Origin of the sequence: Micromonospora sp. NPDC049114, assembly GCF_040648635.1 — a bacterium.
GTDB lineage: Bacteria > Actinomycetota > Actinomycetes > Mycobacteriales > Micromonosporaceae > Micromonospora.
Window position 1 is genome coordinate 57,789 of the sequence record NZ_JBEZEA010000019.1, and the last position, 24,999, is coordinate 82,787.

General features: G+C 72.8%; 25 protein-coding genes and 1 riboswitch. Of the genes, 18 read left to right on the forward strand and 7 right to left on the reverse strand.

Going from position 1 to position 24,999, the window contains the following annotated elements:
• Positions 1–55: 55 nt before the first annotated feature.
• The 4 genes from AB0B39_RS31245 (at position 56) to AB0B39_RS31260 (ending at position 4,407) form a co-directional block, all read left to right on the forward strand.
• Positions 56–1,045 (forward strand): LacI family DNA-binding transcriptional regulator, encoded by a 990-nt coding sequence (locus tag AB0B39_RS31245; RefSeq protein ID WP_357497927.1) that lies wholly within the window; start codon positions 56–58, stop codon positions 1,043–1,045.
• A 26-nt stretch (positions 1,046–1,071) separates the two neighbouring features.
• Positions 1,072–2,322, forward strand: coding sequence for an ABC transporter substrate-binding protein (locus AB0B39_RS31250; RefSeq protein WP_357497925.1), 1,251 nt, complete (start codon positions 1,072–1,074; stop codon positions 2,320–2,322).
• 74 nt (positions 2,323–2,396) lie between these two features.
• Positions 2,397–3,518, forward strand: coding sequence for a sugar ABC transporter permease (locus AB0B39_RS31255; RefSeq protein ID WP_357576089.1), 1,122 nt, complete (start codon positions 2,397–2,399; stop codon positions 3,516–3,518).
• A 1-nt stretch (position 3,519) separates the two neighbouring features.
• Positions 3,520–4,407, forward strand: coding sequence for a carbohydrate ABC transporter permease (locus tag AB0B39_RS31260; RefSeq protein ID WP_234588278.1), 888 nt, complete (start codon positions 3,520–3,522; stop codon positions 4,405–4,407).
• Positions 4,408–4,453: 46 nt separating this feature from the next.
• Here AB0B39_RS31260 and AB0B39_RS31265 read toward each other — a convergent pair whose 3' ends face one another.
• Positions 4,454–5,029 (reverse strand): GNAT family N-acetyltransferase, encoded by a 576-nt coding sequence (locus AB0B39_RS31265; protein WP_357497920.1) that lies wholly within the window; start codon positions 5,027–5,029, stop codon positions 4,454–4,456.
• A gap of 36 nt (positions 5,030–5,065) precedes the next feature.
• Between AB0B39_RS31265 and AB0B39_RS31270 the strand changes: the two genes are divergently transcribed.
• The gene (locus AB0B39_RS31270; RefSeq protein WP_357576090.1) at positions 5,066–6,340 is read left to right on the forward strand and encodes a glycosyltransferase 87 family protein; all 1,275 of its coding nucleotides are present in this window, start codon (positions 5,066–5,068) and stop codon (positions 6,338–6,340) included.
• Here AB0B39_RS31270 and AB0B39_RS31275 read toward each other — a convergent pair.
• Positions 6,239–6,790, reverse strand: coding sequence for a GNAT family N-acetyltransferase (locus AB0B39_RS31275; RefSeq protein WP_357497916.1), 552 nt, complete (start codon positions 6,788–6,790; stop codon positions 6,239–6,241). The genes AB0B39_RS31270 and AB0B39_RS31275 overlap by 102 nt on opposite strands.
• A gap of 80 nt (positions 6,791–6,870) precedes the next feature.
• Here AB0B39_RS31275 and AB0B39_RS31280 point away from each other — a divergent pair, with 80 nt between their 5' ends.
• The 5 genes from AB0B39_RS31280 (at position 6,871) to AB0B39_RS31300 (ending at position 12,676) form a co-directional block, all read left to right on the forward strand.
• Positions 6,871–8,100 carry a crosslink repair DNA glycosylase YcaQ family protein gene (locus AB0B39_RS31280; protein WP_234588285.1) on the forward strand — a complete coding sequence of 410 codons (1,230 nt, stop codon included), beginning with the start codon at positions 6,871–6,873 and terminating at the stop codon, positions 8,098–8,100.
• Positions 8,101–8,224: 124 nt separating this feature from the next.
• Positions 8,225–8,650 carry a DUF2752 domain-containing protein gene (locus AB0B39_RS31285; RefSeq protein ID WP_234588304.1) on the forward strand — a complete coding sequence of 142 codons (426 nt, stop codon included), beginning with the start codon at positions 8,225–8,227 and terminating at the stop codon, positions 8,648–8,650.
• Between the two features lie 570 nt (positions 8,651–9,220).
• The gene (thyX, locus tag AB0B39_RS31290) at positions 9,221–9,961 is read left to right on the forward strand and encodes an FAD-dependent thymidylate synthase (protein WP_234588306.1); all 741 of its coding nucleotides are present in this window, start codon (positions 9,221–9,223) and stop codon (positions 9,959–9,961) included.
• Between the two features lie 47 nt (positions 9,962–10,008).
• Complete coding sequence (dapA, locus tag AB0B39_RS31295) at positions 10,009–10,935, forward strand: 4-hydroxy-tetrahydrodipicolinate synthase (RefSeq protein ID WP_357497912.1); 927 nt, start codon at positions 10,009–10,011, stop codon at positions 10,933–10,935.
• Between the two features lie 52 nt (positions 10,936–10,987).
• Complete coding sequence (locus AB0B39_RS31300; protein ID WP_124854118.1) at positions 10,988–12,676, forward strand: ribonuclease J; 1,689 nt, start codon at positions 10,988–10,990, stop codon at positions 12,674–12,676.
• Between the two features lie 80 nt (positions 12,677–12,756).
• Here AB0B39_RS31300 and AB0B39_RS31305 read toward each other — a convergent pair whose 3' ends face one another.
• The 3 genes from AB0B39_RS31305 to AB0B39_RS31315 form a co-directional block, all read right to left on the reverse strand.
• Positions 12,757–12,975 carry an LPXTG cell wall anchor domain-containing protein gene (locus AB0B39_RS31305; protein WP_357576091.1) on the reverse strand — a complete coding sequence of 73 codons (219 nt, stop codon included), beginning with the start codon at positions 12,973–12,975 and terminating at the stop codon, positions 12,757–12,759.
• Positions 12,976–13,056: 81 nt separating this feature from the next.
• A complete protein-coding gene (locus AB0B39_RS31310) occupies positions 13,057–14,634 on the reverse strand; it encodes a YbjN domain-containing protein (RefSeq protein WP_357497907.1) in 1,578 nt (525 codons plus the stop codon).
• Entirely contained in the window at positions 14,631–15,101 is a 471-nt protein-coding gene (locus AB0B39_RS31315; RefSeq protein ID WP_357497905.1) for a YbjN domain-containing protein, read from the reverse strand. The genes AB0B39_RS31310 and AB0B39_RS31315 overlap by 4 nt, the downstream gene beginning before the upstream one ends.
• A gap of 113 nt (positions 15,102–15,214) precedes the next feature.
• Here AB0B39_RS31315 and AB0B39_RS31320 point away from each other — a divergent pair, with 113 nt between their 5' ends.
• The gene (locus AB0B39_RS31320; protein WP_357576092.1) at positions 15,215–17,674 is read left to right on the forward strand and encodes a DNA translocase FtsK; all 2,460 of its coding nucleotides are present in this window, start codon (positions 15,215–15,217) and stop codon (positions 17,672–17,674) included.
• A gap of 65 nt (positions 17,675–17,739) precedes the next feature.
• On the opposite strand, the gene AB0B39_RS31325 is transcribed toward AB0B39_RS31320, so the two are convergent.
• Positions 17,740–17,985, reverse strand: a complete 246-nt coding sequence (locus tag AB0B39_RS31325; RefSeq protein WP_234588295.1) for a hypothetical protein — start codon at positions 17,983–17,985, stop codon at positions 17,740–17,742.
• A 76-nt stretch (positions 17,986–18,061) separates the two neighbouring features.
• Positions 18,062–18,376 (reverse strand): SMR family transporter, encoded by a 315-nt coding sequence (locus AB0B39_RS31330; RefSeq protein ID WP_357497902.1) that lies wholly within the window; start codon positions 18,374–18,376, stop codon positions 18,062–18,064.
• A gap of 54 nt (positions 18,377–18,430) precedes the next feature.
• Positions 18,431–18,502, reverse strand: a riboswitch (guanidine-III (ykkC-III) riboswitch).
• A gap of 91 nt (positions 18,503–18,593) precedes the next feature.
• On the opposite strand from AB0B39_RS31330, the gene AB0B39_RS31335 reads away from it, so the two are divergent.
• The 7 genes from AB0B39_RS31335 to AB0B39_RS31365 all read left to right on the forward strand — a co-directional run bounded on the left by AB0B39_RS31335 (position 18,594) and on the right by AB0B39_RS31365 (position 24,999).
• Positions 18,594–19,517 (forward strand): ornithine cyclodeaminase family protein, encoded by a 924-nt coding sequence (locus AB0B39_RS31335; RefSeq protein ID WP_357497900.1) that lies wholly within the window; start codon positions 18,594–18,596, stop codon positions 19,515–19,517.
• 94 nt (positions 19,518–19,611) lie between these two features.
• Positions 19,612–21,120: a 30S ribosomal protein S12 methylthiotransferase RimO gene (rimO, locus tag AB0B39_RS31340; protein WP_234588298.1), complete on the forward strand. Its 1,509-nt coding sequence runs from the start codon at positions 19,612–19,614 to the stop codon at positions 21,118–21,120.
• Positions 21,121–21,197: 77 nt separating this feature from the next.
• Positions 21,198–21,794 carry a CDP-diacylglycerol--glycerol-3-phosphate 3-phosphatidyltransferase gene (gene pgsA / locus AB0B39_RS31345; protein WP_234588299.1) on the forward strand — a complete coding sequence of 199 codons (597 nt, stop codon included), beginning with the start codon at positions 21,198–21,200 and terminating at the stop codon, positions 21,792–21,794.
• Between the two features lie 127 nt (positions 21,795–21,921).
• Positions 21,922–22,506, forward strand: a complete 585-nt coding sequence (locus tag AB0B39_RS31350; RefSeq protein WP_357497897.1) for a CinA family protein — start codon at positions 21,922–21,924, stop codon at positions 22,504–22,506.
• A gap of 152 nt (positions 22,507–22,658) precedes the next feature.
• Complete coding sequence (locus AB0B39_RS31355) at positions 22,659–23,120, forward strand: helix-turn-helix transcriptional regulator (RefSeq protein ID WP_234588300.1); 462 nt, start codon at positions 22,659–22,661, stop codon at positions 23,118–23,120.
• 201 nt (positions 23,121–23,321) lie between these two features.
• Positions 23,322–24,194 (forward strand): PspA/IM30 family protein, encoded by an 873-nt coding sequence (locus AB0B39_RS31360; protein ID WP_357497894.1) that lies wholly within the window; start codon positions 23,322–23,324, stop codon positions 24,192–24,194.
• Between the two features lie 19 nt (positions 24,195–24,213).
• Positions 24,214–24,999: a hypothetical protein gene (locus tag AB0B39_RS31365; RefSeq protein ID WP_357576093.1), complete on the forward strand. Its 786-nt coding sequence runs from the start codon at positions 24,214–24,216 to the stop codon at positions 24,997–24,999.

Sequence of the window (24,999 nt, forward strand, 5' to 3'; positions counted from 1 at the left end):
CGATCTAATCGTGCACTATCCGAATTGGATCGTTCAAGACGGCGAGAGGGATTAAGTGCCCGAGAAGGTAACCATTGCGACGGTGGCCCGGCACGCCCGAGTAAGCCGGCAGACGGTCTCCAACGTGCTCAACGCGCCGCACATCGTGCGGCAGGAGACCCGCCAGCGGGTCGAGGACGCGATCAACGCGCTCGGCTACCGGGCCAACCAGGCGGCCCGACAGATGCGCACCGGCCGGTCCCGCCTCATCGCCGCCCGGATCGAGCCGACCCGCGACGGCATCAACGGCTCCGTTCTCGACCGCTTCCTGCACGGCCTCACCGAGACCGCCGACGCCGCCGGCTACCGGGTGCTGCTCTACACCGCCACCGACGACGATCGGGAGATCGCCACCTACGACGACCTGCTCGGCACGTACGAGCTGGACGCGTTCGTGCTCGTCGGCACCAAGTACGGCGACCCGCGTACCGCCTGGCTCGCCGACCGGGACGTGCCGTTCGTGACCTTCGGCCGCCCGTGGGACGCGCTCGACGCGCACCCCTGGGTCGACGTGGACGGCGCCGCCGGCACCGCCGCAGCGACCCGGCACCTGCTCGACGCCGGGCACCGGCGGATCGCGTTCATCGGCTGGCCCCTCGGGTCCGGTGTGGGCGACGACCGGCGGGCCGGCTGGCAGGACGCGCTGCGCGCCGCCGGTGTCGACCCGGCCGGGCTGCACCGCGAGACCGAGGACGGCATCGCCGAGGGCGAACGCCTGATGCGGGACCTGCTGGCCGCCGACGCGCCGACCGCAGTGGTCTGCGCCAGCGACTCGCTCGCTCTCGGCGCGCTCCAGGCCATCCGGGATACCGACCCACCGGTGTCGGTGATCGGCTTCGACGACACGCCGGTCGCCGCGGCGGTGGGGCTGGCCAGCGTCAGCCAGCCGCTCGGCGAGGCCGCCGCCCGCTGCGTGGACCTGCTCACCGGAGTCCTCGACGGCAACCACGAGACCCCCACCCACGTGCTGCTCCAGCCCTCGCTGGCGCTTCGGCACACCGCGTAGTCCCATCCCCCCACCAGGAGAACCCCATGGCACCTCGACACCTCACCCGGGCGGCGGTGGCCGGCCTCGCCGCCGTCGCCCTTCTCGGGTCCGCGGCCTGCGGCAGCGGCTTCGACGACTCGTCCGGCGACGCCACCCAGTCCAGCGGACCGGCCAGCCTCCAGATCCTGATCGGATCCTCCGGCGAGGCCGAGACCAAGGCCGTGCAGGACGCCGCGGCGAAGTGGGCCAGCAGCTCCGGCAACACCGCAACGGTCACCCCGGCGCAGGACCTCACCCAGCAGCTCGGCCAGGGTCTCGCCGGTGGCACCCCGCCCGACGTCTTCTACGTGGACGCGGCCCGGTTCGCCGACTACGCGAGTGTCGGCGCGCTGGAGCCGTACGGCGACAAGATCTCGAACCCGGACGACTTCTACGAGAGCCTGCGCACCACCTTCACGTACGACGGCAAGCTCTACTGCGCGCCCAAGGACTTCTCCACCCTGGCCCTGCAGATCAACACGGACCTGTGGGCGAAGGCCGGGCTGACCGACGCCGACGTGCCGACCACCTGGGACCAGCTCACCGCTACCGCCCAGAAGATCAAGGCGAAGGGGCAGGTCGCCCTGGCCCTCGGCGACACCCGGGACCGCATCGGCGCGTTCCTCGTGCAGAACGGCGGCTGGCTGCTGAGCAAGGACGGCAAGCAGCCGACAGCCGACACCCCGGAGAACCTGGCCGCCCTCCAGTACGTCAAGTCCCTGCTCACCTCGGGCCTGGCGAAGTACCCGAAGCAGCTCGACTCGGGCTGGTCCGGTGAGGCGTTCGGCAAGGGCAAGGCCGTCATGACCATCGAGGGCAACTGGATCAAGGGCGCCCTGCAGAACGACTTCCCGAACGTGAAGTACAAGGTGGTGGCGCTGCCGGCCGGCCCGAAGGGTCAGGGCACCCTCTCCTTCACCCAGTGCTGGGGCATCGCGGCGAAGAGCAAGTACAAGGACCAGGCCATCAAGTTCGTCGAGGCGATGACCAGCGGTGAGCAGCAGCTGACGTTCGCGAAGGCGGTAGGTGTCATGCCGTCGCGGCAGTCGGTGCGCGACCAGTACACGGCGGCCTCCCCGGCCGACAAGGTGTTCATCGACGGCGCCGCGTACGCCCAGGGCCCGGTGAACGCGCCGAAGATGGACAGCGTCCTCAAGGACCTCGACACGGGTCTGCAGAGCCTGACCAACGGCGACCCGAAGACCGTGCTGCAGAACTTCGACAAGAACGCCAAGGCGGCGCTCGGCGGCAGCTGAGGTGACGGCGGGGGCCCCGACGACGAGCGGGCCCCCCTCGCGCACCTTCGGCCCGAGACAAGGAGGGAGGGGAGATGGCAACCGAGACACTGACCGCCGTGGCCACCGCGCCCGGGACGAGCCCTCGGCGACGGCGCGGAGGCGTACGCGGCAACGAGAACCTCGCCGGCTGGCTCTTCGTCGCGCCGGTGATCGTCATCCTGGGGCTGTTCCTGCTGCTGCCGATCCTGATGGCGCTCTGGGTCAGCCTGACCGACTGGAACGGGCAGGGCAGCCCGTTCACCGGCGACGTCCCGTTCGTCGGCGCGCACAACTACACCCAGTTGTTCACCGAGGACGGGCTGGCCCGCCGCGACTTCATGACGAGCATCCGCAACAACATCTACTACGTGGCGATAGTGGTGCCGGCGCAGACCGTGCTCGCGCTCGGGCTGGCGCTGGTGGTCAACAACCGGATGCTCAAGGGCAAGAGCTTCTTCCGCAGCGCGTTCTACTTTCCCTCGGTCACCAGCTCGGTCGCGATCAGCGTGGTGTTCCTGTTCCTCTTCGCCAACTCCGGCGCGGTGAACGCGCTGCTCGGCTTCTTCGGGATCGACGGGCCGGAGTGGTTCGCCGACTCCCGGGGCGTGCTGCACCTGCTCCTCGGCGCGGTAGGCGTCGACTCACCCCCGGCGGCCCTCACCGACGGCGGCCCGTTCGGGCTGACCTGGTGGGACTGGCTGGCCGGCCCCAGCGTGGCGATGATCTCGATCATCACGTTGGTCGTCTGGACCACCTCCGGCACGTTCATGCTGATGTTCCTGGCCGGCCTGCAGAACGTGCCGGTGACGCTGGACGAGGCCAGCACGCTCGACGGAGCCTCGGCCTGGCAGCGGTTCCGCCACGTGACCCTGCCGATGATCCGGCCGACCACGTTCCTGGTGCTCACCCTCGGCATGATCGGCTCCTGGCAGGTCTTCGACCAGGTGTACGTCATGAGCCAGGGCGACCCGGCCAAGACCACCCTCACCCCGGCCTACCTGTCGTACCGGACCGCGTTCCGCGACTTCGACTACGGCTCCGGCGCGGCGATCTCCTTCGTGCTGTTCCTGATCATCATCGTGCTCACGCTGATCCAGCGCCGGGTGCTCGCCGAGCGGGACACCGACCGGCCGCGCCGCGGCTGGCGGCGTCGACGCGTACCGGAGAGGTCCTGACATGGCCGTGTCGACCGACCGCCCGGCGGCGGCGCCCGCGCGCGGCGACCAGCGCGCGGCCCGCACCCTGGCCACCCGCTTTCTGGGGTACGCCACGCTTGTCTTCTTCGGGCTGGTGTTCCTCTATCCGTTCGTCATCCAGATCGCGAGCTCGTTCAAGACCGAGCCCGACGCGGCGGCGAACCCGCTCTCGCCGTTCCCGGACCCGCTCAGCCTGGCCGGTTTCGAGCGGATCTTCGCCGGCACCAACTTTCCGCTCTGGCTGGGCAACTCGCTGCTGGTCACCGTGCTGGTGACCCTCGGCCGGGTGTTCTTCGACTCGCTCGCCGGGTACGCGTTGGCCCGGCTGCGGTTCGCCGGTCGAGGCGGGCTGTTCGCCGCGGTCATCGCGGTGATGGCGGTGCCCGGCGTGGTGCTGCTGATCCCGAAGTTCCTGGTGCTCAACCAGCTCGGCATCTACAACAGCTACGCCGGCCTCGTGGTGCCGCTGCTGGCCGACGCGGCGGGCGTGTTCATCATGAAGCAGTTCTTCGAGTCAATCCCGGTGAGCGTGGAGGAGGCCGCCCGCATCGACGGGGCGAGCATCTTCCGCACCTTCTGGTCGGTGGTGCTGCCGATGGCGAAGCCGGCGCTGATCACCCTCACCATCCTGTCGTTCCAGGGCTCCTGGAACGAGTTCCCGCACAGCCTCGTGTCGGTGCAGGACCCGGACCTGTTCACCCTGCCGCGCGGCCTCGCCGACCTGGTCAGCGGCTCGCTGGGCAGCGGCACCCAGTACCCGCTCAAGCTGGGCGCGGCGCTGCTCGCCACCATCCCGGTGGCGATCATCTTCGTGGTGTTCCAGCGCTACTTCGTCCGCGACGCCAACGACGGCGCGGACAAGGGCTGACCCCGGACCGACAGTGGCGGCCTCGCGTCGGGGCCGCCGCTGTCGGTCAGTCGGTCTTCTCCGGCGGAACGGCCACGTGCAGGCGCACCTGAGGCACCAGCATGTCGTCGACGTCCAGCGCCCGGGCCGCCCCGTCGGGCTCCCAACCGGTGCTGGTGAGGAACGTGCGGGTCGCCTCGTCACCGTCGAACGCCCAGGCTACCGCCCGGCTCATGCCGTCCTCGCGCCACAGGTCGACGGCGGCGGCGAGCAGCCGGCTGCCGTGCCCCCGCCGGCCCCAGCGCGGCTCGACCAGCAGGTCGGTCACCGCCGCCACGTCCGGGCCGAGCGCGTCGGCCGGCTCACCCGGGGCGAGCGCCTCGCCGTCGGCCGGACCGGAGGCGGCGAACCCCACCAGATACGATTGCTCGGCCTGTTCGACGGCGACCAGCACCCGGTGCGCGCCCGAGGGCGGCTCCAGCACCGCGGCGCTCCACCGCCTGGCGAGGAACGCCTCGTCCAGGTTGTCGAGCACATGCCGAGGCAGGATCCGGCGGTACGCGACCCGCCAGGTCGCGAGCTGGATGCGTGCGATCTCGCCGGCGTCCTCGGGACGCGCCGGGCGGACGTACCCGAGAGCCATGGGACGGGAGCCTACTCAAGGGCCAGGGAGGCGACGGTGGCGCAGGGTGCCAACAGGACGACCGTGCAGGTCGTCGGGGTGGTGGTGCTCGCCGCGGCGGTCACCGCGTTCCTCGCCGTCGCGGCCGTCCGGCACGGATTCTTCGACCTCAAGGTCTACTACGGCGCGTTGACGTGGTGGGTGCACGACGGCGGGGAGATCTACGACTACCTCAAACCCGGCACCCAGTACGGCTTCACGTACCCGCCGTTCGCGGCGCTGGTCATGCTGCCGATGGCGTACCTGCCGTGGTCGGCCGCGATCGTGGTGAGCGTGCTCGCCAGCGTGGTCACCACGACGGTGCTGATCTGGTGGCTGGTCGACCCGATCGCCCGTCGCGCCGGCTGGACCCGGTGGTTCGCGCTCGCCGTCGCGCTCTGCCTGGCCGCCGCCTTCGAGCCGATGCGGGAGACGGTGAACTTCGGCCAGGTCAACACGCTGCTGCTCTTCCTGGTGGCGGTGGACCTGCTGCGGCTGCTGCCGGCCGGCAACCGGTGGGCCGGGGTGGGCATCGGCGTGGCCACCGCGATCAAGCTGACCCCGGGCGTCTTCATCGTCTATCTGCTGGTCACCGGGCGGTGGCGGGCGGCGCTCACCGCCAGCGGCGCGGCCGCCGGGGTGACGTTGCTGGCCGGCGCGCTCTTCCCGGACGCCTCCCGGGAGTTCTGGACCGAGGCGCTGTGGAACACCGGGCGGGTCGGCGAGCTGGCGTTCGTCTCCAACCAGTCGCTGCGCGGGGTGGTCGCCCGGCTCGACCCGCAGCACCCGAGCACAGTGCTCTGGCTGCTGCTGGTGCTCGGCACCCTGGCGCTCTGGGCCTGGCGGTCCCGCACGGCCGTCGCCGCCGGTGACGAGGCGACCGGCCTGGCCCTCACCGGCGCGGTGATGTGCCTGGTCAGCCCGGTCACCTGGGTGCACCACCTGGTCTGGCTGCTGCCCGGGCTGATCCTGCTCGTCGACAACGCGATGGCCGCGCCGGCCGGGCGCCGCCGGCGCGTCCTGCTGACCGCCGCGACCATCGGGTACGTGCTGCTGATCAGCCGCACCGTCTGGTTCTGGGAGAAGGACTTCACAGGTGTCGACGGCTTCGTCGGCAGCAACGCGTACGTCTGGATCAGCCTCGCCCTGCTGGCGTTCCTGCCGGTCCGCAGGTGGCTGGCACCTGGCGGGTCAGTCGTCGAGACGGCCGGCGTACCGCAGCTCGACCAGCCCGACCGGCCCGCGCCCGCCGGCGAGCGGCACCTGGTAGGTCGACCGCTCACCGTCAGGTGACAGCCCGACCCGTTCGCAGAACCGGCGGGCCCGCTTGTTGTCCTCCAGCACCCACGCCCGATAGCCGGTCCAGCCTCGCTCACTGAGCCCGACACGGGCGGCGGCGAACAGCGCGGCGGCCGTCCCGTCACCCCAGAACGCCGGCTCCACGTAGAGCGCCAGCACCTCGCCGACGGTCGGATCCAGATCGTCGCGGTCCTGGTCGCGGCGGTACGGCCCGAACGTGGTGAAGCCGACGACCAGCCCGTCCACCTCGCCGAGCAGGGTGCTGAACGGGTGCTCCGGATCGGCCGTGCCCAGGTCACGACGGCGCTGCGCCCAGGCCACCACGTTGAGCCGTCCGAGCACCTCGTCCGGCATGAAGCCGGCGTAACCCGCCTGCCAGCCGTGCACGTGCACCCGGGCGACCGCCTCGGCGTCGTCGGGCTCCTCCCGGCGGATGGTCAGCATTGCACCGTTCTATGCCCCCGTGGCCGTCGGAGTCCAGCTTCCCGCACCGGCGTCGTACCGATGATTTATCGTCGCCGACGATGGCCGCACCGGAAGCACTCTCACTCGCCCAGGCCCGCCGGGTGGCACTCGCCGCCCAGGGCTTCGCCGACCCGCCGCCGGTCGGGGTGCCCACACGTCGACATCTGCGCCGGGTCCTCGACCGGGTCGGGTTGATCCAGATGGACTCGGTGAACGTGCTGCAACGGGCGCACTACCTGCCGCTCTACAGCCGGCTCGGGCCGTACCCCACCACGCTGCTCGACCAGGCCGCCTACCGGCGCCCCCGCGAGCTGTTCGAGTACTGGGGCCACGAGGCGTCCCTCGTGCCGGTGGGGCTGCACCCGCTGCTGCGCTGGCGGATGGCCCGCGCGCACAGCGAATCCTGGGGCGGCATGCGGCGCATCGCGCAGGAGCAGCCGGAGCTGGTCGCCTGGGTCCGGGACGAGGTGGCCGCACGGGGCCCGTTGACGGCCGCCGAGATCGAGCACGACGCCCCTCGGGAGACCGGCAACTGGGGGTGGAACTGGTCGGCGGTGAAGCGGGCTCTGGAGTTCCTGTTCTGGGCCGGCGAGGTGACCGCCGCCGAGCGCAGCACGTCCTTCGCCCGCCGCTACGACCTGCCCGAGCGGGTGCTCCCGCCGGCCGTGCTGGCCGCGCCCACCCCGACCGACGCCGAGGCGTACCGCGCTCTGGTGGCCCTGGCGGCGCGGTCGCTCGGGGTGGCCGCCGAACCGGAGCTGCGCGACTACTTCCGGCTGCCACTGGCCGGTGCCCGGCAGGCGGTCGCCGAGCTGGCCGAGGCCGGTGAGCTGGTGCCGGTCACCGTGGCGGGCTGGCGACAGCCGGCGTGGCTGCACGCGTCCGCCCGGCTGCCCCGGTGGATCCGGGCCAACACCCTGGTCAGCCCGTTCGACCCGCTGGTCTGGGAACGGGCCCGCACCGAGCGGCTGTTCGACTTCAGCTACCGGATCGAGATCTACGTGCCGGCGCCGCAGCGGGTCTACGGCTACTACGTGCTGCCGTTCCTGCAGGGCGACAGGTTCACCGCCCGGGTCGACCTGAAGGCCGACCGCAGGGCCGGGGTGCTCCTGGTGCCGGCCGCCTGGATGGAGCCCGGCGCAGACCCGGGGGAGACCGCCGTGGCCCTCGCCGCCGAGCTGTACCGGCTCGCCGGCTGGCTCGGGTTGGACGCGGTGGCGCCGCCCGCGGCCGGCGACCTGGCCGGTCCGCTCACCGCCGCGTTGGCCGGCGTGTCCGGTGTAGCGTGAGCGTGTGACGAGCGTTCCCGGACCGGTCGACCAGCCGCAGCCCACCCCCGGTGCGGGTTGGCCGGCGAGCCCGTCGGGTGACTACGGCTACCCGACGCCCGAGCCCGACCGGCTCACCCGGCTCGTGCTGCGCCTGCACGCGCGGTCACCGCGCTGGGCGGCGCCACTGGCCGCGGTCGGCTGCGTCGGCCTCGGCATGGCCTACGCGTTGCTGAGCAACCCGGCCCACGCCGACCCGGACGCCGCGCCGACCTGCCTGCTCAAGCTGACCACGGGGCTCGACTGTCCGGGCTGCGGCGGCACCCGCGCGCTCTGGTACGTGCTGCACGGCGACCTGCCGGCCGCCGCCCGGCACCACTTCCTGTTCGTCTTCGCGGTGCCCTTCCTGGCGTACCTCTTCGTCGCCTGGGCGGGAAACCAGGCGTTCGGTTGGCGGCTGCCGGAGCTGCGGATCAGCTCGAAGGTCATCGTCGGTTTCCTTGGCGCGTGGCTGGCCTTCTCGGTGCTGCGCAATTTGCCCTGGGCGCCGTTCACGTCGCTCTACGTCTGAGGGCCCGCCAGCTCCGCCCTGCGTGATGTGGCGGGGCCTTGCTCGGTCGGGCTGCGCGGGGTCCTTCCTGCGCGTCCTGTCGAGCTGCCCCACATGTGGGGCATGGTGGTGGTGGGGCCCGGCGTGGTGCCGTCTGCACCGGACGTGGGCGTGGTGGTGGGTCCGGCGTCGTGCCGCCCCCGACGTGGGGCTTGGCGGTGATGGGTCCGGCGTCGTGCCGCCTGCCCAGAGTGGGACGCGGCGTGGTGGGGCCCGGCGTCGTGCCGCCTGCCCAGAGTGGGACGCGGCGTGGTGGGGCCCGGCGTGGTGCCGTCTGCCCCCGGGCGTGGGGCAAGGCGTGGTGGGCCCGGTGTCGTGCCCCGCCTGCCCCAGATATGGGGCAGCTCGACAGGGAACCGAGGACGTGGCAGGGACCCGGCAGGGCGTCGGCGTGCCGGTCGAGATCTTGGACACCTGGGGCCCCGCTGGTGCGCGCAAGCCGGTGATTTTGCGGTAGCTGGGCGCTTTCTGCACCGCGAGCCCGAGTTGGGCAGGGGACCGCCGGCCACTACAGTCCCAGGAATGCCGGAGATGGTGCAGCCCCAGGTCAAGTTGATCGCGTGGACCCAGTTCGCGGCCCCGGACGACGTGCCGTGGTCGACCGACGCCGAGGGCGGCCAGGCGCTCGCCGAGTTCGCCGGGCGGGCCTGCTACCAGTCGTGGAAGAAGCCGAACCCGGCGACCGCGACCAACGCCGGCTATCTCGCGCACATCCTCGAGGTCGGCCACCTGAGCGTGCTGGAGCACGGCTCGGTGACCTTCTACTTCACCGGGGTGTCGCGCTCCTTCACCCACGAGTTGATCCGGCACCGGCACTTCTCGTACTCCCAGCTCTCGCAGCGGTACGTCCCGGAGCGCGACGCGGCAATGGTCGAGCCGGCGGTCATCGCCGACGACCCGGAGCTGCACAAGAAGTTCACCGAGGCCGCCGAGGCGAGCGTGCGGGCCTACACCGAGCTGCTGGAGGGTCTTGAGCAGCGGTTCTCCGACGAGCCGAACCCGACGCTGCGCCGCAAGCAGGCGCGGCAGGCGGCCCGCGCGGTGCTGCCCAACGCCACCGAGACCCGGATCGTGGTCAGCGGCAACTACCGGGCGTGGCGGCACTTCGTCGCCATGCGGGCCACCGAGCACGCCGACGTGGAGATCCGTGAGCTGGCCGTGGAGTGCCTGCGTCAGCTCCAGGGAGTCGCGCCGAACGTCTTCGCCGACTTCGTGATCTCGACGCTCCCGGACGGCACCGAGGTGGCGGCCAGCCCGCACGAGGCGTCCTGAGCCCTTCCCCGGCGGGCTCCGGCTGGTCGTCCGCTAGGTTGGAGGGTATGACGCACGACCACCCCGACGCCGCGGCCCGAACGGCGTCCCGCCCCTTCGGCCGGGTGCTCACGGCCATGGTGAGCCCGTTCACCCCCGACGGCTCGCTCGACCTCGACGGCGCCGCCCGACTGGCGAGCCACCTGGTCGACGAGCAGGGCAACGACGCGCTGGTGGTCAACGGCACCACCGGTGAGTCGCCGACCACCACCGACGCGGAGAAGGAACGCCTGATCCGGGCCGTGGTGGAGGCCGTCGGTGACCGGGCCAGGGTCGTCGCCGGGGTGGGCACCAACGACACGCGGCACACCATCGAGCTGGCGGCGGCCGCCGAGAAGGCCGGCGCGCACGGTCTGCTCGTGGTCACCCCGTACTACAACAAGCCGCCGCAGAGCGGCCTGCTGCGGCACTTCACCGCCGTGGCCGACGCCAGCGGACTGCCGGTGATGCTGTACGACATCCCACACCGCTCCGGCGTGCCGATCGACACCGAGACACTGGTCCGGCTCGCCGACCACGCGCGGATCGTCGCGGTCAAGGACGCCAAGGGCGACCTGACCGCCACCAGCTGGGTGACCAGCCGGACCGGCCTCGCCTTCTACAGCGGCGAGGACGCGCTCACCCTGCCGGCGCTGGCCGTCGGTTGCGTGGGCGTGGTCGGCACCTCGACGCACTTCACCGGGGCGCTGACCGCAGAGATGATCGAGGCGTACGACGCGGGGGACATGCCGGCCGCGCTTGCCCTGCACCGGCGGCTGCTGCCGCTGTTCACCGGCATCTTCCGCACGCAGGGCACCATCCTGGTGAAGGCGGGCCTGGCGTCGCTGGGCCTGCCGGCCGGCCCGGTGCGACCCCCGCTCGTGGACGCCACCGACGACGAGATCGCCCAGCTGCGCGCGGACTTCGCGGCAGCGGGCCTGGAGCTGCCCGAATGATCGAACGACACGATGGGCGCCGAGTGACGGCGTCGCAGAATGAGGTGGACGCGTGACCGAGGCGCACATCGAGGCGGAACTGCCCCCGCCGCTGCCGGAAGGTGGCCTGCGGATCATCCCGCTCGGCGGGCTCGGCGCCATCGGTCGGAACATGACCGTCTTCGAGTACGACGGCAAACTGCTGATCGTCGACTGCGGGGTGCTCTTCCCCGACGTCGAGCAGCCGGGCGTGGACCTGATCCTGCCCGACTTCGGCCCGATCCTGGACCGGCTGGCCGACGTCCAGGCGATCGTGCTGACCCACGGCCACGAGGACCACATCGGCGCGGTGCCGTACCTGCTCGCCCACAAGCCCGACATCCCGCTGGTCGGCTCGCAGTTCACCCTCGCCCTGGTCGAGGCGAAGCTGGCCGAGCGGCGCATCCAGCCGTACACGCTGACCGTGCGCGAGGGCGGCCGGGAGCGGCTCGGCCCGTTCGAGTGCGAGTTCTTCGCGGTCAACCACTCCATCCCCGACGCGCTCGCCGTGGCCATCCGCACCCCGGCCGGCCTGGTGCTGCACACCGGCGACTTCAAGATGGACCAGCTCCCCCTGGACGGCCGGATCACCGACCTGGCCGGCTTCGCGCGGCTCGGAGCCGAGGGCGTCGACCTGCTGCTGTCCGACTCCACCAACGCGGAGATCCCCGGCTTCGTCACCCCGGAGCGGGAGATCGGGCCGGTGCTCGACTCGATCTTCGCGAAGGCCAAGGGTCGGATCATCGTCGCCTCGTTCGCCTCGCACGTGCACCGGGTGCAGCAGGTCTTCGACTCCGCCGCCGAGCACGGCCGCAAGGTCGCGTTGATCGGCCGGTCCATGGTCCGCAACATGGGCATCGCCCGGGACCTCGGCCTGCTCAACATCCCGGCCGGCCTGGTCATCGGGATCGAGGAGGCGACCACGCTGCCTCCCGAGCAGATCGTGCTGATGTCCACCGGTTCGCAGGGTGAGCCGATGAGCGCGCTGGGCCGGATGGCCAGCGGCGACCACCGGCACATCACCATCGCCCCCGGCGACACGGTCGTGCTGGCGTCGTCGCTGGTGCCGGGCAACGAGACCTCGGTCTACCGGGTCATCAACCGGCTCGCCCGGGCCGGCGCGGTCGTCGTGCACAAGGACGTGGCGAAGGTGCACGTCTCCGGGCACGCCCCGGCCGGCGAACTGCTCTACCTGCTCAACGTGGTCCGTCCGAGCAACCTGATGCCGGTGCACGGCGAGTGGCGGCACCTGCGCGCCCACGCCCGGCTCGGCATCGAGTCCGGTGTCGCAGCCGACCGGGTGGTGATCTGCGAGGACGGCGACGTCGTCGACCTCGTCGAGGGCCGCGCCAGCCTGGTCGGGCACGTGAAGAGCCGGTACGTCTACGTCGACGGCCTCGCCGTCGGCGACGTCAGCGAGTCGCTGCTCACCGAACGGCGGATCCTCGGCGACGGTGGCTTCATCGCCACCACAGTGGTCGTCGACTCGGTCACCGGCAAGGTGGTCGCCGGCCCGACGCTGTCCGCGAAGGGCTTCTCCGAGGACCCGGAGGCGTTCAACCCGGTGGTCCCGCTGGTCACCGAGGCGCTCAACCGGGCCGCGGCGGACGGCATCACCGACCCGCACCAGCTCCAGCAGATCGTCCGGCGGACCGTGGGGCGGTGGGTCAACGACAAGTACCGTCGTCGCCCGATGATCGTGCCCACCGTCGTCGAGGTCTGACACGCGTGACCGGGCCGGTCGCCGACATCCCCCGTGGATGTCGGTGACCGGCCCGGATCGTGTCGCGGGCGCGCTCTGGCTCAGGCCCGCGACATCCGGCGGCGCAGCACCAGCAGCCCGGCGCCGAGGGCCAGCAGCGCCACGCCGATGAGGGCGTACGTGCTGCCGGACGACCCGGTGCGGGGCAGTTGCGCGGCGTCGGGGATGGACGTGCTCGGCGCGGACGGGGTCGCCGTGGCGGTCGGACCGGCCGGTGGCGGAGTCGTGGCGGTGCGTGGTCGGTGATGGCCGTACCACATCGACCCGGCGCCTCCGGTTGCGTGCTGTCGGATGTCGCACAGTCGCGCCCCGCCCTGCAACCAACTGCCCTGTCCGCGGCATCAGGGGAGCGCGGCGACCGCCTCGGCGTAGGCGACTCCGGTGGCGATGGCGGCGTCCACCAGCACCGTGAGCTGCGCCGGGGCCACCCCGTGAGCCAGGTTCGTGGCCACGTCGCCGGCCAGCACCAGCTCCTCACCGAGGTCGTGCGCGTACGCCTTGGGCAGCAGCCGGTCGTGGTTCCAGGCGTTGCAGAAGGCGTACACCTCGGCGCGGCGGGTCGCGGGCAGCCGGCGGGCGGCCATGGCGCGGGCGTGCAGCACCTCGCCGCGCTCGCCGGCCCGACGGAACTGGATCATCACGGCGCCCCACGAGCCGACCACAGTGGCGCCCTCGTCAACGACGTACCGGTCCCCGCGTCGGTCCAACACCGCGGTGATCATGTCGATGGTCAGCGTCGCCAACTCGCGTTCGTCGTCGTCGGGCTCGATGTCGGGGTCGGGTCCGTCGCCGGGCTCGTCGTCGGGGGGCAGGGGCACCGCGGCCGCCACGGGACGCTCGGCCAGCCAGCCGGCCATCCGGCCGGAGTGGTGGCCGGTGCCGTTGCGGGCGTCGAAACTGCCCGCCAGCTCGTTGGCGACCGCGAGCAGCAGCGCGCCGAGGGTGGCGACGTCCAGGTCGGTGGCCGGCCGCCCCCCGTACGCCGGGCGGGGCACAGTGCGCACGCCGAGCCCGGCCTCGACGGCCAGGGCGCAGACGAGCGCGCCCGCGGCGGCGAACTCCATCGCCGCGAGGTCGTCGGTGGGCCGGTCCAACCGGGGTAGCTGTTCGGCCAGGATGGTCAGGCCGCGTTCCAGGTGCCCGCCCAGGGCACAGAACCGCAGGTGCGCGGCGAGGTACGGGAATGCGGCACGCTCGTGTCGGTGCCGCCGGTACGACCGCACGTGCGCCGCTGCGGCCCGTTCCGGCTCACCGGTGCGCAGCTCGGGCAGCAGCCTGGCCACCAGCGCCCGCTCGGGCTGGTCGGTGCAGTCCACCGCGTCGCCAGCCGGCTCCCGCAGCTCGGCCAGCGCGGCCCGCCACTCTCCCCAGCCGGCGAGCAGGTCCGCGCGGCGGGCCGGGGCGCAGCCGGGGCATCCACCGGACGGCCCGCTGGCCGTGCCCGCCCACCGCTGGTACCAGTGGCGGGCGGTGGGCTCGTCGCCGAGGTGGTCGGCGATCCGACAGCGCAGCTCCGCGACGGTCGGCGCGTCGGGTCCGTCCGTACCGACCCGGTGGGCCAGGTCGTCCAGGAGGGACCGGGTCTGGTCCAGCCCCACCCGGGGGGTGCCGAGCAGCGCCTCCACGGCGTACCGCTGCAGGCGCAGCAGCAGTCGGCCCTCATCGTCGGTGAGCAGCTCGGGCCGGTAGTCGGCGGCGGCCCGGCACCGGCGCACCGGCTCGACCAGCCGCCACCGTTCGCCGTGCAGCAGGTACGCCTCGATCAGCGCGAACCGGGCGTCCAGTGCGGACCGGAGGTCCCCGGCCGCGTCGGCCCGCTCGGCGAGCCGTTCGAGGGCGAGCAGCCGGTCCGGCCCGTCGGGGAGGTCCCGTGCGTCGGTGAGCGCGTTCACCAGCGCCGGATCGCGGTGTACGGTCACGCCGGCACCGCGCCGGGCAGCCGGCCGACGGCCACGGCGAGTTGGCAGCCGGCCGAGATGCCACAGTCGAGCAACTGGTCGAGCTGGTGCGGGGTGACCCCACGTTCCAGGTCGGTGATCACCTCACCGTAGATCCGCGCCCTGCCCCCGTCGTCGACGTGCACGAAGGCCTTCGGCCAGAGCCGGTCGTGGTTCCACGAGTTGCAGAAGATGTACAGGTCCGGGACCCGTTCGATGCCGAAGGCGGGCGTGACCATCGTGCGGACCTGGAGCAGCTCGCCGTCCCCGCCGAGACGCAGGAACCAGATCAGGTTGTCGTCGAAGCGACCCACGAGGTCACCGTTCACGGCGCGGCCGACCGATCGGCCACGCGCGGCGAGCACCGCGGCGAGCAGCTCGTCGGTCAACGGGCGCAACCTACCGGGGTGCCCGGCCAGCGGATCGTCCTCGAGTCCCGGCGACGCCATCGGGCATCCCTTCTGAGGCGGATATCACGACCGGCGGTGGGGTCCGTGCTGCGACGCGCGGACACGACCCGGAAAAGCGGCGATCTGCCCGGCCCCACCGTTACCGTGACTCTATGGCGGGCCGTACCTCTCAGGCGAGCCGGCGACGCGGCGCGTCGCCGCGCGGTGGCACCAACAGCCGTGCCCGTCAACCGGCGAAGAAGACCCGGGCACCGGTACGGCGACGCACCACACCCGCCCGTCCCGGCCCGGCGGTCTACGTTGGCCGCGCGATCGGTGCACTGTGGATGGGGCTGGCGCACGGAATGGGTTGGGCCGTGCGGGCCGCCGGTCGGCAGGCTGCCTCCGCCCGCGACCTCGACCCCGAGCACCGTCGCGACGGCGGCGGGCTGCTGCTGTTCGGGCTGGCCCTGCTCAGCGCCGTCGCGCTCTGGTTCTCCGGAGCGGGCCCGGTGGGCGCGCGTCTGGCCGACACGATCCGGCTGTTCCTGGGCGCGATCTCCGTGGTGGTGCCGGTGCTGCTGATGATCGGTGCGTGGCGGTTGATGCGCCAGCCCTCCGATCCGGAGCACCGGGGTCGCGGCTTGATCGGGTGGGGCTCGCTGCTGGTGTCGACCGCCGCGCTGCTCCAGATCGGTCAGGACCCGGTGGACACCGTGCAGCGTGACTACGCGGGCGGCCTGGTCGGCGCCGGCGTGGGTGGGTTGCTGGAGCGGGCGGTCACCGCGTGGGTGGCCGTACCCTTGCTGGTCCTGCTGTTGCTCTTCGGCCTGCTCGTGGTCACCGCGACGCCGATCAACAAGATTCCCGAGCGGCTGGGCCTGCTCGCCGGAAGCCTGGTCGCGACAGCGGACCCCGACGTCGCCGAGGAGGTCGACGAGACGGTTCTCCGCCCGGCGCGCAAGCGACCGGCGAAGCGGATGCCCCCACCACTGGACCCGGACGACTTCGAGGACCTGGAGGGCGCCGACCTCCAGGAGACCATGGTCCTCCCGCGCAAGGCCCCGGCGAAGGTGCCGGCCAGCCGCAAGCCGGCCGAGCCGCCGGAGCACTCGCCCGCGCCCACCCGCGCCGAGCAGCTCGCGTTGACCGGCCTGGCCGGCGACTACACCCTGCCCCCGGCGAACATGCTCAGCGCCGGCGCCGCCGCGAAGACCCGCAGCAAGGCGAACGACGAGGTGATCGCCGCGCTCACCGGCGTCTTCGACCAGTTCGACGTGGACGCCGCGGTCACCGGGTTCACCCGGGGCCCGACCGTCACCCGCTACGAGGTGGAGCTGGGGCACGGGGTCAAGGTCGAGCGGATCACCCAGCTCTCCCGCAACATCGCGTACGCGGTGAAGTCGCCGGACGTACGGATCCTCAGCCCGATCCCGGGTAAGAGCGCGGTCGGCGTGGAGATCCCGAACACCGACCCGGAGAACGTGGCGCTCGGTGACGTGCTGCGCTCGCGGGCGGCGACAAGCGACCACCATCCGATGGTGGTGGCGCTCGGCAAGGACATCGAGGGCGGCTACGTGGTGGCCAACCTCGCCAAGATGCCGCACATCCTCATCGCCGGGGCCACCGGCGCGGGCAAGTCGAGCTGCCTCAACACGCTGCTGGTGTCCATCCTCACCCGGGCCACCCCGGACGAGGTGCGGCTGCTGCTGATCGACCCGAAGCGCGTCGAGATGACCGGCTACGAGGGCATCCCGCACCTGGTCACCCCGATCGTGACCAATGCCAAGAAGGCGGCCGACTCGCTGGACTGGGTGGTCCGCGAGATGGACATGCGCTACGACGACCTCGCGGCCAACGGGGTCCGGCACATCGACGACTTCAACCGCAAGGTCCGCAACGGCGAGATCAAGGCCCCGCCGGGCAGCGAACGCGAGATGCGTCCGTATCCGTATCTGTTGGTGATCGTGGACGAGCTGGCGGACCTGATGATGGTCGCGCCGCGCGACGTGGAGGACTCGGTCGTCCGGATCACCCAGTTGGCCCGGGCCGCCGGCATCCACCTGGTGCTGGCGACCCAGCGCCCCTCGGTCGACGTGGTGACCGGTCTGATCAAGGCGAACGTGCCGTCCCGGTTGGCGTTCGCCACGTCGTCCCTCGCGGACTCGCGGGTCATCCTGGACCAGCCCGGCGCGGAGAAGCTGCTCGGCCGCGGTGACGGTCTCTTCCTGCCGATGGGGGCCTCGAAGCCGGTCCGGATCCAGGGCGCCTGGGTCACCGAGCGCGAGATCGCCGACGTGGTGAAGTTCTGCAAGGACCAGCGCGAGCCGGAGTTCCGCCCGGACGTGCTGGCCCCCGCCAAGGACAGCCAGAAGAAGATCGACGAGGACATCGGCGACGACCTCGACCTGCTGGTGCAGGCGGTGGAGCTGGTGGTCACCTCGCAGTTCGGCTCCACCTCGATGCTCCAGCGCAAGCTGCGGGTCGGTTTCGCCAAGGCGGGCCGTCTCATGGACCTCATGGAGACCCGCGGGGTGGTCGGCCCGTCGGAGGGGTCGAAGGCCCGCGACGTGCTGGTCAAGCCGGACGAGCTGGAGGACGTCCTGGCCGGCCTGCGCGGGGACGTGGACTGACCCTCGGTCGATCCGGGATACGCGACGGGCCCGCCGGTAGCCGGCGGGCCCGTGTCGGAGTGCGGTCAGTTGTTGATCAGCGCGCCGATGATCACCAGGCTGATGATCGCGGCGACGACGCTGGCCACGGCGGCGTACCAGCCGAGCGGCTTGTCGCCGAGCACCGCGCCGACGACGCCGGCGATCACGCCGAGCACGCCGAAGATGATCGGGTTGAGCAACAGGGCGAGCACGGCGAAGACGAAGCCCACGATGGTGAGGATGCGGGCGGCGTTGTTACGCGGGCGGGCGGTGGTGGGGACGTCGGCCATGTCTTCCTCCGGTGTGAGAGCCTGTCGTGCCAGACCGATCAACTACCCACCGTGGACATTGGTCACGCGTACATCTTCAGTGGAAGATCTTCAGCCCGACCACGCCGGCGATCACCAGCAGCAGGCAGAGGATCCGGGGCAGGCTGGCCGACTCGCCGAGCGCCAGCATCCCGACCAGCGACGTCCCCACCGCGCCGATGCCGACCCAGACCGCGTAGCCGGTGCCGACCGGTATGTCGCGCAGCGCGTACGCGAGCCCGCCCATGCTCAGCACCAGGGCCAGTACGAACACCGCCGACGGGAGCAGCCGGCTGAAGCCGGCGCTGCGGTCCAGGGCGATCGCCCAGACCGTCTCCAACAGTCCAGAGATCACCAACACCAGCCAGGCCATCGTCCACCTCACGAAGGAGCGCCCGGGCTGCGCACCGGACGGGTCGGGTCGTCACGTGGGGCGTCTTGGCCTGACCGGGTACGCCCACCGCTCGTCCGGAGTGGTCACCGGCATCCGGGCCACCGTGGCCGACGCTAGCACCGGCCCGACGGCCCCGGTGGTGACTCCCGCCACCACGCGTTGACCTCTACCTCACTTCAACTTGCAGTATGGCGAGATGGCCCTGCTCTATGCCGATCCCGAGATCGCCGCCGTCCTGGACGCCACCACCACCGTCGACGCCATGCGGGTCGCCCTGGTGGCCGCGTACGAGGGGCGGCTGGTCGCCCCGCCCCGGGCCGCCGCCCCGCTCGGCGGGGGACGGATGGTGCTCACCGCCGGGCACCTCGTCGGCGAGTGGTACGGCTACCGCTCGTACGACACGTTCGGCCACCCGCAGGGCGAGCAGCTGGTGGTGCTGCACGACGCCCGCACCGGAGCGGTGCGGGCGGTCGCCGTCGGCGAGGAGCTGGGCTCCCGGCGTACCGGTGGGCTGGGTGGCGCGGCGGTCGACGCGCTGGCCCGGCCGGACGCGGCGACCCTCGGCGTGATCGGCTCCGGGCGGCAGGCGTGGACCCAGGTGTGGGCCGCGGCCGCCGTCCGACCGTTGCGCGAGGTGGTGGTGCACAGCCGCTCGGCGGCGCGACGGGACGCCTTCGCCGCCCGGGTGCGCGCCGAGCTGGGCGTGCCGGCCCGCGCGGCCGCCGACCCGGGGGCGGCCGTCACCGGGCGGGACATCGTGGTGCTCGCCACCACCAGCCGCACCCCGGTGCTGCGGTCCGGCGATGTGAGCCCCGGCACGCACGTCAACGCGGTCGGTTTCAAGCAGCAGGACCGCAGCGAATTCGGCACCGACCTGCTGGACGTCGCCGACCTGCTGGTCACGGACTCGCCGGCCCAGGCGGCGGACTACCAGCCGCCGATGCTCGCGGCCCTGCCCCCGTACGCCGGACGGTTGCGTGACCTGGGCGGCGTCCTGGCCGGCGGGGTTCCCGGCCGCAGCACGGCGGACCAGATCTCCGTCTTCTGCTCCACCGGCCTGGCCGGCACGGAGGTCTTCCTGCTCGACGCGCTGACCCGCGTGGGCGCCGCGACCCGCTGACCGGTCGCCGCCCGGGGACGACGCGCGGGGTGTGTGCCGGCCGACCACCCCGGCCCGCGTGCGCGGGCTTGCGCGACCGGCCCGGTACCCTCGGATGGTGTCTGCCACCTCTCCTTCTCCTTCCGACAACGCCGAGGGCCGCCGCGTCGCCCTGCTCACCCTGGGCTGCGCCCGCAACGAGGTCGACTCGGAGGAGCTGGCCGCCCGGCTGCACGCCGACGGCTGGCAGGTGACCACCGACGGCGAGGGCGCCGACGTGGTGGTCGTCAACACCTGCGGCTTCGTGGAGAAGGCCAAGCAGGACTCCATCCAGACCCTGCTCGCCGCCGCCGGCACCGGCGCCAAGGTGGTGGCCGCCGGCTGCATGGCCGAGCGCTACGGCCGGGAGCTGGCCGACAGCCTGCCCGAGGCGCAGGCGGTGCTGAGCTTCGACGACTACCCGGACATCGCCGCCCGGCTGAACGCAGTCGTCGCCGGGGAGCAGATCACCGCGCACACTCCCCGGGACCGCCGCGAGCTGCTGCCGCTGACCCCGGTGCAGCGCCAGAGCGCCACCGTGTCCCTGCCCGGGCACGGCACCGTGGCCCGCGCCACCGTCGACACCGACGAGCACACCCCGGCGCACCTGCGCCAGGTGCTGCGCCGCCGACTGGACACCGGCCCGGTGGCCTCGCTGAAGCTCGCCAGCGGCTGCGACCGGCGCTGCGCGTTCTGCGCCATCCCCGCGTTCCGTGGGGCCTTCGTCTCGCGTACGCCGGACGAGCTGCTCGCCGAGGCGGAGTGGCTGGCCAAGACCGGCGTACGCGAGCTGGTGCTGGTCAGCGAGAACTCCACCTCGTACGGCAAGGACCTCGGTGACCCCCGCGCGCTGGAGAAGCTGCTGCCGCAGCTCGCCGCGGTGTCCGGCATCGTCCGGGTGCGGGTGAGCTACCTCCAGCCGGCCGAGACCCGGCCCGGTCTGGTCGAGGCGATCGCCGGCACTCCCGGGGTGGCCCCGTACTTCGACCTGTCGTTCCAGCACTCCAGCGAGCCGGTGCTGCGCCGGATGCGCCGTTTCGGCTCGACCGACCGTTTCCTGGAGCTGCTGGCCAGCGCCCGGGCGCTGGCACCGGAGGCGGGCGCGCGGAGCAACTTCATCGTGGGCTTCCCCGGCGAGACCCGCGCCGACATCGACGAGCTGACCCGGTTCCTGACCGAGGCCCGCCTCGACGCGATCGGCATGTTCGACTACAGCGACGAGGACGGCACCGAGGCGGCCGGCCTGCCCGGCAAGGTCTCCGCCGCGACCATCAAGCGGCGCTACGACCGGCTCAGCGCGCTCGCTGACGAGCTCTGCTCGCAGCGGGCCGAAGACCGGCTCGGCTCGACAGTCGAGGTGCTCGTCGACGCGATCGTCGACGGTGTGGTGGAGGGCCGGGCGGCGCACCAGGCGCCGGAGGTGGACGGTTCCACCACCCTTGTCGCACCGGCCGACGGCGGGGTCGACCTGGCCGCGTTGCGCCCGGGTGACCTGGTGCGGGCCACGGTGACCGGCACCGAAGGGGTGGATCTGCTCGCGGTGCCGGATGAGATGATCTCGGCGGCGCCCGGCGCGGCACGGTGACGGCGGGCCCGGACGGAGCGGGGGAGCCAGGTGGTGCGGTGCCGGAAACGCCATGGCGACCCGAGCGGAGCGAGACGGTGACCGGGGCGACGGAGTCGACGCCGGCCCGGGTGGTCGCGCGGGTGCCCGTGCTCAACGCGGCAAACGCCCTGACCGCGCTGCGGCTGGTGCTGGTGCCGGTCTTCGCCGCGTCCGTGATCGTGTCGGGGATGACCCACGCGGGTTGGCGGATGGCGGCCTGCCTGATCTTCGCGGTGGCCTCGGCGACCGACCTGGTGGACGGTTGGATCGCCCGCCGGTTCGGTCTGGTCACCTCGGTCGGCAAGGTGGCCGACCCGATCGCCGACAAGGCGCTCACCGGCGCGGCCCTGGTGCTGCTCTCCTGGTACGACAGGTTGCCCTGGTGGGTGACGGCGCTGATCCTCGTCCGCGAGCTGGGCATCACCGGCCTGCGGTTCTGGGTTATCCGGCACGGGGTGATCGCGGCCAGCCGCGGCGGCAAGATCAAGACTGCGCTCCAGATCCTGGCCATCGCCTGGTACCTCTGGCCGATGCCGGCCGCCCTCGTCGCCGTCGGCCCCTGGATCATGGGTGCCGCCGTCCTGGTCACGGTGGCGACGGGCTTCGACTACATCACCCAGGCCCTGCGCCTCCGCCGCCCCCACCAACCCTGACCCCCCACCCCGCCCGCGGTGATCATGAAGTTGTTGCCGTCGGGGCCGGCGTGGCGGGGCGATAACTTCATGATCGACGGGTGTGGCCCGGAGGGTTGGGGGTCGGCGGGTGGGGAAGGACGAGCTCATGCAGCGGGAAGAGCGGGAAGAGAACGCCACGGGTAGCGCGGCGGCGGGTGTCGTGCACAGTCTGTCGCAGCGCCACGAGACCCTGGCCACCGTCGAATCGCTCACCGGCGGGCTGCTGGCCGCGTCGATCGTGGAGATCGCCGGGGTCAGTGGGATCTACCGGGGCGGGTTGGTCGTCTACGCCACCGACCTGAAGTCCACCCTGGCCGGCGTACCGGCCGATCTGCTGGCCGAGCGCGGCCCGGTCGACCCGGACGTGGCGGCTGCGCTCGCCGAGGGCGGCCGGCGGCGCTGCGGCGCCGACTGGGGGCTCGCCACCACCGGGGTCGCCGGCCCGGAGCCGCAGGACGGCAAGCCCGTGGGCCTGGTCTACGTCGCGGTCGCCGGCCCGACCGGGGGAGAGGTCCGCCAGCTCGACCTGGACGGTGGGCGGGACCACGTACGCTCGGCCGCCGTGATCGAGGCGCTGCGGCTGCTCGCCGAGCGGATCCACGCCGCCGACGAGGCCGCCCGCGACGGCGTGGCGACGGCCGAGGAGGCCGCCCGCGACGGTTCCGGGACGGCCGGCGTGGGGCGCCGATGAGCCGCCCCGGGCGAACCGACGGGCGGGGCGGGATGTCGCCGGGCCCCACAGCGGGTACGGTTGCGGGAAGGCTCCGACGCTCGGAGCCGGCGCGGTCCGCCGCGGCCGGCCGCCCGACGCCGGGCGAGAGGTATCCCTCAGGGGGAGGTGCGATGGTCCTGCTACGCCGGGTGATCGGTGACGCACTGCGGACGCGCCGGCAGGGACAGCAGCGCACACTGCGTGAGGTGTCCACCGCCGCCAACGTCAGCCTCGGCTACCTCTCGGAGATCGAGCGGGGGCACAAGGAGCCGTCCAGCGAGCTGCTCGCCGCGATCTGCGACGCCCTCGGTGCCCGCCTGTCCGAATTGTTGCGCGAGGTGAGCGACACCGTGGCCCTCGCCGAGCAGATGCCCGCCGGGGTGCTCGTCGGCATGCAGGACGAGCCGGCCGAGGCCGCGCCCGTCGGCGCGACGGCCGCCGTGCGCAAGGGCGCCAACCGGGGCGTCCGGCAGGTCACCTCCGACGGCAAGGTCGCCGTGTCGGTCCGGCAGGATTCGCCGCTTCGGGCCACCCTGCGCAGCACCCGGGTCCGCCCCACCGAGCGCGACCGGGACGTGGTCTGCGCCGCCTGAGCCCGTCGAACCGTTGACCATGGGCGACGTGGCCCCGGCCGCGTAGGGTTGCCCGCAGGAGCCGACGGTTCCCGTCGAGCACCCGGTACGGATGCCCCGCTGGCGTTCGGCTGGGACGATGGAGACCGGCCGGTCCGCGGTCGGTCGGCTGAACCCGGCCCGATCGCGGTGGAGCGACGCTACTGAGGGGATACCGCGGAGATGGCGAACCCGTTCGTCAAGGGCTGGAACTACCTGATGGCGCTCTTCGGTGCCAAGATCGACGAGCACGCCGATCCCAAGGTGCAGATCCAGCAGGCCATCGAGGATGCCCAGCGGCAGCACCAGGCGCTGGTCCAGCAGGCTGCGGCGGTCATCGGCAACCAGCGTCAGCTGGAGATGAAGCTGTCCCGGCAGATGTCCGAGGTCGAGCGGCTGCAGGGCAACGCCCGGCAGGCTCTGGTGCTCTCCGACCAGGCCCGCGCCAAGGGCGACGAGGCCGAGGCGGTGCGGTTCGAGCAGTCCGCCCAGGCCCTGGCCACCCAGCTGGTCTCGGCCGAGCAGGCCACCGAGGACCTGAAGACCCTGCACGACCAGGCGCTCGGCGCCGCCGCGCAGGCCCGCCGCGCCGTCGAGAACAACTCGATGATCCTCCAGCAGAAGCTCGCCGAGCGCACCAAGCTGCTCAGCCAGCTGGAGCAGGCCAAGATGCAGGAGACGGTGGCCCGCTCGCTGGAGTCGATGTCGTCGATGACAGCCCCCGGCACCACCCCGTCGCTGGACGAGGTGCGTGACCGCATCGAGCGGCGGTACGCCAACGCGATGGGCCGCGCGGAGCTGGCCGGCAACTCCGTCGAGGGCCGGATGCTGGAGATCCAGAAGGCGACCATCGACTCGGCGGGCTCGGCCCGGCTGGAGCAGATCCGGTCCAGCATGGCGGGGGAGCAGCTCGGCGGCACGGCGCAGCGCCCGGCGGTGCCGCAGGGTGAGAAGGCCGGTCCGGGCAGCGACCCGACCGCCGCCGCCCGGCTGGACGAGCTGCGCGCCAGCATGGCCCGCGAACGGGGCACCGGCGACCCGACCGCCGCCGGCTGAACGGTCCGAGGAGGCTTCGGTGGCAGACGAGCGCACGCGGTACTTCCGTCAGCTGGGTCGGCTGCGCCGCTCCGCCCGGCGGTGGAGCGTGCTGGCCGGTGGGCTCGGCGGCGCCGCGGCGGTGCTGACTCCGTACGCCGGCCTCGGTTTGCCGGACGCGGCCTGGGCCGGCGCCGCGGGCAGCGCGGTGGCGTTGGCCGCCTGGCGCTGGATCGATCTGCGGGCACTGGCCGCCCGACCGGCGCCCCCGGCGCTGGATCCGGCCGAGGCCGCCGCCCGGTCCCGCGCCCGGCTGGTGGCCGCCGTCGAGCGTCTGCCGGTCGGCTCGGGCGTGCTCGCCGAGGTGCGCCGCGTGCGCAGTCGGGTCGCGCTGCGCGGCACCACCGCCGGGCAGCAGTGGGCCCGACTGGACCGGGCGTCACTCACCCTGGCCGGAATGGCGCCCCGGCTCACCGGGCTGGCCGAACCGGCCGTGCTGGAGGCGGCTGCCGCCGACCGGTCGTTGCGTGACCTCGCCGCGCGGGTGGCCAGCGTGGAACGAGCCCTGCGGCTCGCGCCGACCGACGCCCGGGCGCCGCTGGCCGAGGCGCATCGCACGCTGACCGCCCAGCTGGAGAGCGGCGTGGCGGCCTACGAGCGGCTGGTGGTGGCCGCCGCCGGTTACCTCGCCGAGGACGCCCGACCGGAGCCCACCCACCCGGCCGCCGACCGGCTGACCGAGGCGACCGACCTGCTGCACGGGGTCGCCTCGGCCCTGGCCGAGCTGCGCGCCGGCGGCTCCGGGCTGCGGGCACCCACCAGCTGA